At 68.6% G+C, this 11,009-nt stretch carries 7 protein-coding genes and 1 pseudogene; 2 read left to right on the top strand and 6 right to left on the bottom strand.

The window, feature by feature from the left end; genetic code table 11:
- Both BN972_RS28905 and eccD read left to right on the top strand, forming a co-directional pair.
- A pseudogene (locus BN972_RS28905) lies at nt 1-1,423 on the top strand (MinD/ParA family ATP-binding protein); the annotation flags it as partial.
- Nucleotides 1,420-2,955, top strand: coding sequence for a type VII secretion integral membrane protein EccD (eccD, locus tag BN972_RS21595; protein ID WP_036362396.1), 1,536 nt, complete (start codon nt 1,420-1,422; stop codon nt 2,953-2,955). The pseudogene BN972_RS28905 and the gene eccD, both read left to right, overlap by 4 nt.
- A gap of 7 nt (nt 2,956-2,962) precedes the next feature.
- Here eccD and BN972_RS21590 read toward each other — a convergent pair whose 3' ends face one another.
- The 6 genes from BN972_RS21590 to mycP form a co-directional block, all read right to left on the bottom strand.
- On the bottom strand, nt 2,963-3,772 hold the full coding sequence (locus BN972_RS21590) for a hypothetical protein (RefSeq protein ID WP_036362393.1): 810 nt from the start codon (nt 3,770-3,772) through the stop codon (nt 2,963-2,965).
- Between the two features lie 164 nt (nt 3,773-3,936).
- Nucleotides 3,937-6,168 carry a hypothetical protein gene (locus BN972_RS21585; RefSeq protein ID WP_036362390.1) on the bottom strand — a complete coding sequence of 744 codons (2,232 nt, stop codon included), beginning with the start codon at nt 6,166-6,168 and terminating at the stop codon, nt 3,937-3,939.
- Nucleotides 6,169-6,377: 209 nt separating this feature from the next.
- Entirely contained in the window at nt 6,378-6,725 is a 348-nt protein-coding gene (locus BN972_RS21580; protein WP_036362380.1) for a YbaB/EbfC family nucleoid-associated protein, read from the bottom strand.
- Complete coding sequence (espB, locus tag BN972_RS21575) at nt 6,722-8,122, bottom strand: EspB family ESX-1 secretion system-associated protein (RefSeq protein ID WP_036362377.1); 1,401 nt, start codon at nt 8,120-8,122, stop codon at nt 6,722-6,724. Before espB ends, BN972_RS21580 begins: the two co-directional genes overlap by 4 nt.
- Before the next feature lie 80 nt (nt 8,123-8,202).
- On the bottom strand, nt 8,203-9,591 hold the full coding sequence (gene eccE, locus BN972_RS21570) for a type VII secretion protein EccE (RefSeq protein ID WP_036362374.1): 1,389 nt from the start codon (nt 9,589-9,591) through the stop codon (nt 8,203-8,205).
- The gene (gene mycP / locus BN972_RS21565) at nt 9,588-10,928 is read right to left on the bottom strand and encodes a type VII secretion-associated serine protease mycosin (RefSeq protein ID WP_036362372.1); all 1,341 of its coding nucleotides are present in this window, start codon (nt 10,926-10,928) and stop codon (nt 9,588-9,590) included. The genes eccE and mycP overlap by 4 nt, the downstream gene beginning before the upstream one ends.
- Nucleotides 10,929-11,009: the final 81 nt, after the last annotated feature.

Here is an 11,009-nt window from a genome sequence, read left to right as displayed (position 1 = left end):
ACCCCGACCGCGGCGCCCTCGCGCCCCGGCCGAACCGCCGTCGCGACCAGCGACCACCGACAACTGCTATGCGACCAACGGCCGGGTACGACTCGGCGGCCGGCAGCAGGGCTACCAGCCTGCGCCAGCACCCACCCAACCCGAACCGCCGGCCGGACCCCCGCCGCCCGAACCACCGTCGCGCCGGGAACGTCGTGGGCACCGGTACCTGCCCGACCCGGAATCGGGCGAAACGAATCCCGCTGGCGGGCCGTACTTCCGAGTCCCCCTGCCTGGCCAGGACGCTCCGCAGATCAACTCTCCCGGCCGCAGTCCGGCGGCCCCGGCGCCCCAGGTCCAGGGCGGCCGGTCCGGCGGTAAACGCCGTGCCCCGTCCGGCCCGATCCCGGTGCGGCCACCGTCGCCGGAACCGGCGCCACCACCGCCCACCGCATCGGCGCCCCTGCGGGAATCCCGTCCGGTGCCACCCGTCGTCGCGGCGCCAGCCCCGACCCCAACCGAAGCGCCGGAACCCCGGCCTGCACGGCAGAGCGCGCCGGAAAAGCCTGTCCCGCAACGTGGTTGGCGGCGGGCTGTCTACAAGCTGACGCGCATCAACCCGGGTCTGTCGCCCGACGAGAAATACGAACAGGAACTGCGCGCCAGGGTCCGGCGCAAGCCGCGTGGTTCATACCAGATCGGCATGCTCGGTTTGAAGGGCGGCGTCGGCAAGACCACTACGACCGTCACATTGGGCACCATGTTGGCGCAGGTGCGGGGCGATCGGATCCTGGTGCTCGACGCGGACCCCGGTTGCGGCAACCTGGCCGAGCGCGCAGGGCGTACCTCGCCGTCTTCGATCGCGGATTTGATTGCCGACGAGAACCTTTCGCACTACAACGATGTGCGCGCACACACGAGCGTCAACGCCCACAATTTGGAGATCCTCCCGACCGCCGAATACACCACGGCGCAACGCGGACTCAGTGGTGACGACCTGCGCTTCGCCGTCGATACGGTGTCCAAGTTCTACAACCTGGTGCTGGCCGACTGCGGGCCGGGATTGTTCGACCCGGTCACCCGCGGTGTGCTGGAGACCGCCTCGGCGATTGTGATCGTGACCAACGTGTCGCTGGACAGCGCCCGGCAGGCCGAGAGTGCGCTGGAGTGGCTGCGGCACAACGGGTATCAGGATCTGCTTAGTCGCGTGGTGGTGGTCATCAACCACGTCGCGGTCGGTGAGACCAACGTCGCGGAGAAGAAGTTGGTCCGGCAGTTCCAGCAGCTGGTACAGCCGGACCGGGTCGTGTTGCTGCCCTGGGACAAGCACATCGCGACGGGTACCGAGATTCAGCTCGACCAGCTCGACCCCGCCTACCGACGGCGGGTACTCGAATTGGCCGCGGCTCTGTCCGACGATTTTGAAAGGGCGGGACGTCGTTGAGCGCACCTGCTGTTGCCGCCGGCTCCACCGCATCCGGGACCGCGCCCGCCAGGCCGGCCACCACCCGGGTGACGATCCTGACCGGAAAGCGGATGACCGACCTGGTGCTGCCGGCGGCGGCGCCGATGGCCACCTACATCGACGAGACCGTCCAGGTCCTGGCCGACATGCTCGAAGACACCCCGCCGGATGTCCTGGCGGGCTTCGACTTCGCCGCCCAGGGCGTGTGGACGTTCGCCCGGCCGGGATCGCCGCCGCTGCGGCCCGAGCAGTCCCTCGACGAGGCCGGCGTGGTCGACGGCTCGCTGTTGACCCTGGTTTCGGCCAGTCGAACGGAGCGATACCGGCCGTTGGTCGAAGATGTCATCGACGCGATCGCGGTGCTGGATGAATCGCCGGAATTCGATCGGACGGCGGTTGAACGCTTCATCTCGGTGGCCATCCCGATCCTGGCGCTCCCGCTGACCGCCATCGCCATGCGCGCGTGGTGGACGACCGGGCGCGGCTGGTATTGGCCGGTGGCGTTGGGCCTGTTGGGCATGATCGCCCTGGTCGTGTCGTTCGTGGCGAAGCGGTTCTATGCCAAGGCCGATCTCTCCGAGTGCCTGCTGATCGCCGCCTATCCGCTGCTGGCGGGCGCGGCCGCGATCGCCGTCCCGCTGCCGCGCGGCACCAACTCACTCGGGGCGCCGCACCTGGCCGCCGCAGCTACGGCGGTGCTGTTGCTGACAGTGCTGGTCCGCGGCGGCCCTCGCCGGCGCCACGAAGTGGCCTCCTTCGTCGTGATCAGCATGATCGCGCTGGTCGGCGCCGCCGTCGCGACCGGCTACGGCTACCAGGAGTGGGTGCCGGCCGGGGCGATCGCGTTCGGTCTGTTCGTGGTGACCAACGCCGCCAAGCTCACCGTCGCCGTGGCGCGAATCGCGTTGCCGCCAATCCCCGTTCCGGGTGAGACCGTGGACAACGAGGAACTCCTGGACCCGGTGACCGCCGAGGACGCCACCAACGAGGAGACACCGACCTGGCAGGCGATCATCGCGTCGGTGCCGGCGTCCGCGGCCCGCCTGACCGAGCGCAGCAAGCTGGCCAAGCAGCTGCTGGTCGGGTATGTGACGGCGGGCGCCGCGATCTTGGCGGCCGGTGCCGTCGCGGTGGTGGTGCACGGGCACTTCTTCGTCCACAGCCTGGTGGTCGCCGGGTTGCTGACCGTGCTGTGCGGGTTCCGTTCACGGCTCTACGTGGATCGTTGGTGCGCGTGGTCGCTACTGGCCGCAACCGCCGCGATCCCGACGGGATTGGCCATGCGCCTTTGCCTCTGGTACCCGCACTGGGCGTGGGCGATTCTGGCCGGCTACCTGGTGCTGGTGGTGGTCGCGCTGATCATCTTCGGCGCGATGGCCCCGATCAAGCGCCTGTCGCCGGTGATGAAGCGGATCACCGAATTGGTCGACGGCGCCGTGGTCGCTTCGATCATTCCGCTGCTGTTGTGGATCACCGGTGTCTACGACATGGTGCGGAATCTGCGGTTCTAGATCCTGCTCAGATCGGCGCCGCGACGGGCCCACCCGTTGACTTGCCGCCTGCGGCGCCCTCCACCGGGGCGCTGACCAGGGTGGTCTTGCCCGCGGCGGCACCGTCGGCCTCCGCACCGTCGCCCTGCGCGCCGGCGGCGTCATCCGGGTTGTCCGGCTTGTCTTCGTCGTCCTTCTTGTCCTCGTCGGCCGGTTTGGTGTCGCTGGCGAGTTGGGCCCCGCCGCCCTGCCCGGCCTGAGATGCGGCCTGCTGGACGCTCTGGCCGACCTGCTGCCCCATCGGCGCCATTTGTTGAGCCATCGGTGCCAGCTGAACCAGTTGTGGCACGGTCGCGGCTATCCGGGGCGACAACGCCTCGGCCTGTGCCCCGACTGCGGCGCCGACCTGCGACACCGCCCCCGCCGACGCCGTGCCCGCCAGCTGTTGTGCCGCGGCCGCGGGTCCGCCCAGCATCGCCGTCCCGGCGGCGCCGCCGCCCAGGCCCGCCACCGCCCCAAGCGCGTTTGCCCCCATCGACTGGCCGTCCGCACCGAACGCGTACTGCGTCAGTGCCTGGCCCAGCGACTGGTCGGCCTTCGCGTAGATGTCGGCGGCGGCGCCCATGCTGGTCGCGGTCCTCTTCAAGGCGGCGGTGACGCCCGGCATCCCGTCGCTGACCAGTGATTCGATGGCCGGCATCGTCTCGTTGATCGCCCCCGACACCGCGTCCGAGCCGGTCGCGGCGATCGGCGAAGGCGGCGTCGGGAACACCAGCTCGGTAAGTTTGCTCGCAGCGGCAACCAGGCGGGCGGGATCGACTGCTAGCGGTTCAACCATCGCAGCATCCCTTCTCCATCGTTGCCTATCCACAAAATCTTAACCGACGTGCTACAACAGCCCGGACGCCAATTTTGGCCCGCGGCAGCCATGAGTGCGCCGTGCCGCCCGGGAGGACCGCCCCAGCGGCCGGCCGCCGTGTTTGCCATACCAGTTCCCGCCCGTCAGGTGGCCTGCGAGATCGCACTGTCCAGCAGGGCGGCGACGTGACGCCAGTACAAGAACTCCTCGACCGCCGGTCGTTGCGTCTCGGCGTCGGCCGCTTTGTAGGCCTTGTGCAGGGCGAGGTCCTGGCTATGCGCGGCGTATGCGTGAAAGGCGCGCAGGTGCGCAATCTCGCGACCGGTCGCCGTGCTCGTCATCGGCTTCATCAGCTCGAACCACAGGATGTGCCGCTCGTCGTCGGGAGCCTTGGCGTCGGCCGGGGCCGGCGGCAGCAGGTCCACCAGATGCAGGTCATCGGTCTCCGCCAACTGCGCCGCCGCGGCCGGGTCCACCACCTCGAGCCGCGGCCGTCCGACCATCTTGCCGGTGTCCGGGATGTCGTCGTCCTCCAGCAGGATCTTGGCGACGCCGGGATCGGAGTTCGCCAGTTGCTCGGCGGTGCCGATCACGGCCCGCAGCTTCAGGTCGTGGTAGGCGGCCCAAGTCTGCACGGCGACAATCGGATAGGTTGCGCTGCGGGCCTTTTCGTCGACCGGCACGTTTCGGTCGGCGCTGGCCATGAACACCTTGGCGGGCAGTTGGACGCCGTCGGGTATGTAGGCCAGCCCGTAGCTGTTTGCGACGACGATCTCGCCGTCGGTGGTGACGGCGGTGACCCAGAAGAATCCGTAGTCGTCGTTACCGGCGAGGTCTCGGGCGTTCAGCGCGGCCGCAATCCGTCTTGCCAGCCGCAGCGGATCCTTTTTGGCGCCACCGGCGCGGGATGCCGCGGCCGCCGCGTCACGCGCGGCCCGTGCGGCCGAGACCGGGATCGACGGCAGCGCCGTGACATCATCCGCGGAACCCTGCTTGTCCTTCTGGTCGTCGTCGTTCCGGTTCGGCGGAGCGGGCCGGGCCGCCGGTGCTGTGCGCGCCGATGCCGGGCGAGGCGACGCCCCGGCCGGTGCCCGTCCGGCCCCACCCAGCGGCGCCCGGCCGCCCGCGGTGCGAGCACCGGCACCCGAACCGCTGGGGGCCGCGCCCGCACTCGGACTTGCGCCGGCACCCGCCGGTCCCATTCCGGTCGAGGTGCCTCGCCCAGCCGTCGGGATTCCGGTGGCCGCCGCGGGTGCCATGGCCGGAGTTGCGTCGTCCCCGCGATGTGACGGTGCCGAGGAACCGCCCGGTTGACCGGTGTGGACGGGGGCATCCACGGCCGCGGCCGGCTTCACGTGCGCCGGTTCGGTGCCTGGTGTAGCAGGACCCGAGGGCGTGCCCGGGCTCGCAGGCGCGGCAGGCAGGTCTGGCAGCGGACCGCTGGGCGTTGGCGCCGGGCCGGGACCGGGTGTCGGCTGGCCAGGTGTCGGCGCGGGCGACGGGGCGGGCGAGGGCGCCGGGTTCACCGGGGTGACCGGCCGGGATGGCTGCTGCGGTTTCGGGTTGACCGGCGTGATCGGGGTGATGGGCGTGCCAGGCTGGCTTGGGTTGACCGGCGTCACCGGCAGCGACGGGATCGGAGTGATCGGCGTGATCGGGTTCGGGTTCACCGGATCAAACGGGGTCGGTGTGACCGGGCTGATGGGTGTGCCCGGACCCACCGGCTCGTACGGGTTGGCCGGGATCGGCTCAAACGGTGTCGGCGTCGGCCCGACCGGGGTGGGCGTGCCCGGCGTCGGAACGACAACTGTCGGGACCTCCGGAGCGGGCGGCGTCACCTGGTGGAGCAGATCCTCGAGCGCATTGTGCGGCGGCTTCCAATTCTTGGACGCCCGAACCTGTTCCGCCGTCTCGGTGACCAAACTGGTATTCGCCTGATGTGTCTCGCGGACCAGCGCCTCGATCGCCGCCTGACGCGCCTCCGCCTCGAGCTCGGTGTCGTTCTCCAGGATGATGATTTCGCGCTGGGCCCCGTCGACGTTGTTCCCGATCTCGGATTTAGCCTGGACGAGCAGGTTCCCGATGTGCTGGTGCCAGGTGATGACGGTGACGAGATAGTCCTGCAGCGTGCTCATTTCGGTCAGATTCGCGCCGAGCGCACCATTGGCCGCGTTCGCGGCACCGCCCGACCAGACACCTCCGTCGAAGATTTCGACCTGCTGGCGGCGGGTGGAGTCCATGACGTTCGTGACTTCGCGCAGTACGCGATTGTACTGCTGCGCACGGTCGTAGAACGTGTCCTCGTCGGCTTGCGGCCATCCGCCGGGTTCAAGCATCTGACCGGCGTACTCGCCCGTCGGCCTCGGAATGCCCATTGCTACTCTCCTCGTTCGGCCGGTGCGCAGCGGTCACTCCCCGGCCTGCGGTGGCCGACCCGAGCATGCTGCGTCTTGCCGGACGTCATAGTTATCAAGCCTAACTGAGGTTATTACCTGCTAGCTGCGGTAATTTCGCGACTTCGGCAATGCCGCGGGCACGACGAGAAACGGCGCCACTTGCCGAAAGTTCAAACCAGCCAGTGCTTTTAGGCAAAGCCGGGGTTGGCGGCCTTCGTCATCGCCTCAAGCGCCGCGGTCAGTTGTTCGCCGGCCGCCGCGTTGTACTGGCTTGCCGAGGCCTGCGCGTTCTGTAGGGCCTCGTTGACTCGGGCGCCGACCACCTCCGCGCCAACCTCGCGAATCAGGCCGTCGTCGATGCGCACACCCGTCAGCCACTGGTGCCCGTTGATCGTCACTTCGACGGTCTCGGATTCGTCTGTGCCACGGAAGTTTCCGTTGTTCATCTGGTTGAGGGTGCCCTCAAGGGCCGTTTGGAAACGCGCCGCCAATGCGAGCGCCGCCGCGACATGCGGGTCCAATTCCGAGCTGGTCACTTTGACTCCTTCATGTCTTGCCGGCGGCGCTGGCCGATAACGGCTTCGGTCCACGCCCTGTCCTCGGTGTACAGCGCCTCGTCATCTTGTTGAGCACCTTTGGATTTGGAGCCTCCACCGCCCTGGCCATGTCCACCCATCGGCATGCCCATGCCGCCGCCGGCCATACCGCTGCCGCGGGCTGCGGCGGCAGCGCCGAGGCCCGCGATGTCACCGGCACCCGCGGGCCGCATCGACTGGCCGTCCAAGCCGCCACCGGCACCCGTTGCCGGGGCCAACGGCATCGACGGCATGCCGCCTCCGCCACCGCCCCCGCCGCCGAGCGACATCGGTTTGACGCCTAGGTCTTTCGGCAGGTTCGCGGCGGCCTCACGGCCGGCCGCCGTCAGCTCGGAACCGACTCCGGACGGCATGCCACCACCGGCACCGCCGGTGGGTGGCGTCATCATCGGGGGCTGCATGCCGCTGCCTGACCCGCCGCCGGTCATGGCGGCCACCTGCATCACCTGGGAGGGGATCAATCCCGGCGTCTGCGGCGGCGGTGGCGGATCGATTTTAATTGCCTTGGGCGGCTTTTCGAGTTTGAACGCCTTGATCTCGTTGGCGGCCCTGGTGTTGTAGTCGTTCATTATGGTCTCGGACGCCTTCTGGTACTCGGCGTACGTCTTGACGGCTTCTTTGTTGCCTTCCTGAGCCGCCTGGCGGACCAATGCGATCGCCGCCGCCGATGGATGCGCTTTGAAGGCCCTGGCCTGCAATTGCGCTATGTAGTCAGCTTGCTGGGCCAATGCGGTGGCGTTCGCGGCCATGTAGTCAATCCAAATGCGGTGGTCATCAAGCGATTTCTCGCAGGCTTCAGCGGCGTCGCCTTCCCAATCCTTGAAAATGCGGAACCGCTTGACATCCCCTTGCATGGCGAAGCTCAGCTTGTACCACGCCTCGGCCATCCGGCTCAGGGATGCGCCCTGGTCGCCCGCGGCCAATTTTTGGGCGGTGACCTCGATATCCGAATAGCCGTCGTCGCCCGCCACTGCGACCTGCGGGGTATCTTCTAGCCCGGCCGACTCGTCGCCGCCCACTCCGCCGGCCGACTCGCCGGCCACCTCGCCGCCGTCGTTGTCCAAGGCGGCCGCACCCTCTTCGTCGACGTCCCCGTAGGCTTTGGCCGCATTACGCAGCGAGGTCGCTAAGCGGGTCCGCTCGCGGGCACCGACATCCAAGAACATGCGCATGTTCTCGGCGTTCAGCTTGATCTGCTCGGTCGCGTTGACTGCGGTGGTGATCTCGCTGGGCGCAACCGGCACATCGGTCGGCGGTGCCGCCATCGGCGCCTCGACCTCGTTGGCCCGCGAAAGAATCTCTTGCTGATCGACCTTCACGGTTTGCGGCTGAGTCATATCGGAACATCCTCCTTAATGCTCTAACCATTATCGTCGCTGGAGGAGGGGCTTCCTGCACCAAAATTCTGGAAGAACGCTTACTTGGGTAGCACCAGCTGGAACCGGCTTTCCTCGGGCGGGGAAATACGGCGGATCGGCAACTCGCGGTGCCGCGGCGTGCCAATGAGATTGTGGCGCAGGATCACTTTGTCGACACCGGGATGCGGGCCAAGATAGGTCGTCGCATTCGGCCACGCCACCTTGGCCACCGAGCCCACTTGCGCGCCGATCAAGCGGGCGAATTCTTCGAAATGCGGGCCCACCGTTACGACTGCCCCCGCGGCCGCCGCCCGCACCACAAACTGGGCGAACGTCTGGGCATCGCCCAGATTGAGGCTCACGTCGATGTCGTCGAACGGCATGTACACCGGACACCGGTTGACGGTCTCGCCCACGAGCACGCCGGCCGAGCCGATGGGAATCTGGCAGTGCCGGTTGGCGACGAGGTTCTGTCCGGTCAGCGCGGGCCGCTGCCCGCCATACAGCCGGGAGAAGCCGCGCGGCGTCTTGGGCTTGCCCGCGGTGGTGAGTAGCACGGTCGTTTGTGGTGGCTGACCCGGGGCGATCCGCACCCGGGTGATGGTGTGGTCGGCGCGCGCCGACCACCACAGGTCGGGACCGCCCGGCGCGGTGTAGGCCGCGGTATAAGAGTCGCGGCCTTTGATCATCGACCACCTTTCCCGGACGAAGCCGATGTCGGTGGCGTGGTCGTAGTCATCGAAGCTGCGCCCGCACACGGCGTCGACGCCGTGGGCGGCCAGGTTGTCGGCGATTCGCGTCGCCGAGGCAACCAGGTAGCGGGCCAGGCCCGCCACACCTTCGTCGCGGCGCTGCGCCGACTTACGGGTTTGTTCGGGGTCGGCCCGCAGCATGATCCAGGTCCTGCGGCTGGCGGGGGCCGGGTCACCGCCGATCACCTGTTGGTAGAGGTTCACCACTTCGGGGGCGGCGGTCTTGCCCACGCGGAAGCCGGCGGACACGATGTCGGCTTCCAGATCGGGGCAGTGCACCGACAGCAGTTGCTCGAGCAGGCGGGTGTCCACTACGTCGTCGGTGTGCGCCTGCCCGTCGACGATCACGGTGGGGGTGAACGGCCGCGGCTTGAGTTCGATGACCGCGATCAGGTGGTTGCGCCGCCACCGCACCGCGACGTGGTCGCCCGGTTTGACCGTAGCGCCGACTTCGGGTTCGGACGGCACGTCCGGTGGCCTGCGGTGCCGTCGCAGCCAGGCGAATACCGTTGCCACCCAACCGGTTATCCGGCGACCGAAGAAGGTGACGAACGCGACTATGGCGCCCACCGCCACCACCGCGATGCCGGCCCACCAGTAACGGGTGGGCAGGAACCACAGGATGGCCGCCGGGGCCAGTACCGCCCAGATCAGGGTGTGCCCGGTGCTGAACTTCAACCGAATCGGGCTGCTCATCGGCGCCTCAATGCCCGCGCGGTCAACGCGCCCAGTCCAATGGCGATCAAGAGTCCCCCGATGGACAATGCGACGGCCGTGATTGGCCCGCGGTCGGGGGCCGGCGCCATGACCGGCGGCGGCATCCGCCGTACGTTGTACGGAATCGTCGTCCGGCCCGGCGGGATATCCCAGGTGAGGGCTGCGACGGCGTTGATCACGCCCTCGCCGACGAGGTTGTCGGTGCCCCCGCCGGGGTGGCGTGCGGTGGACTGGATGCGGTTCATCACCTGTGCCGCGGTGAGGTCGGGAAACCGTTGTCGAATCAGGGCCGCCAGGCCGGACACGTAGGCCGCGGCGAACGAGGTACCCGCGATCGGGACCGGGCCTTCCTTGCCTTGCAGAGCGTTCACCGGCTCGCCACGATCACCGAGGCTCTCGATGTTCTCGGCCGGCGCCGCGACGTTCACCCATGGACCGTGCATGGAGAACGAACTGGGCACACCAGTTTGGCCGATCCCGCCGACGGTGATCACCAGGTCCCCGTACCAAGCCGGGGTGACGATGGTCTGCACCTTGTTCCAGCCCCGGGGGTCCGACGGCGCGGCCGCGTCGGGCAGCGGATTCTGCGCGCAGTCACCGCCGGTGTTTCCGGCCGCGACGACCACCACCGCGTTCTTGACGTTGACGGCGTAGTCGATGGCCGCCCCCAGGCCCGCCTCGTCGATCGGCCGGCTGACCTTGTAGCAGGCCGCCTCGCTGATGTTGATGACGCCGGCGCCCAGGTTGGCGGCGTGCACCACGGCCCGCGCCAGGCTGCGGATCGATCCGGCGGCCGGGGTGGCGTTGGGGTCGTTCGGGTTGGGTTGGGAGCCGACGGGTTCGAACGCCTCGGATGTCTGGCGGATGGACAGCAGGCGGGCGTCGGGGGCGACGCCGACGTACCCGTCGGTGGGTGCGGGCCGGCCGCCGATGATGGCGGCGGTGAGAGTGCCGTGGGCATCGCAGTCGGACAGCCCGTTGCCGGCCTGGTCGACAAAATCGCCGCCGGGCTCGGCGGGGACGCGAGGTGAGGCGTCCACACCGGTATCGATGACAGCGACTGTCACTCCGGCGCCGGTGGCGAATTTGTGCGCCTCGGTGACGCCGATGTAGGCGTTGCTCCATGGCGGGTCGTGGAAGCTGGAATCCGGCAGGACCGTCGGGCCCGAACACTGCACTCGCTGTTCGGTGGGTTGATCGGGTCCGGTCACGTCCGGCGGCAAGGCGCCCGGATCGATCGGTGGCGGAGTGATTGCGAGTGCCGGCGGCGCGGTCAGCACTGCTAGCGCCACCGTCATCACCAAGATCCGGTGCACCCCGGAATCACTCCGTTCATTGAATTAGTGCGGCGTGTCGATCTGGGAGCAGTTTAGACGTAACGGGTGCGTAAACGGCGC

The organism is Mycobacterium asiaticum DSM 44297 (assembly GCF_000613245.1).
Classification (GTDB): Bacteria; Actinomycetota; Actinomycetes; order Mycobacteriales; family Mycobacteriaceae; genus Mycobacterium; species Mycobacterium asiaticum.
This window is presented reverse-complemented; position numbering and strand designations above follow the sequence as displayed.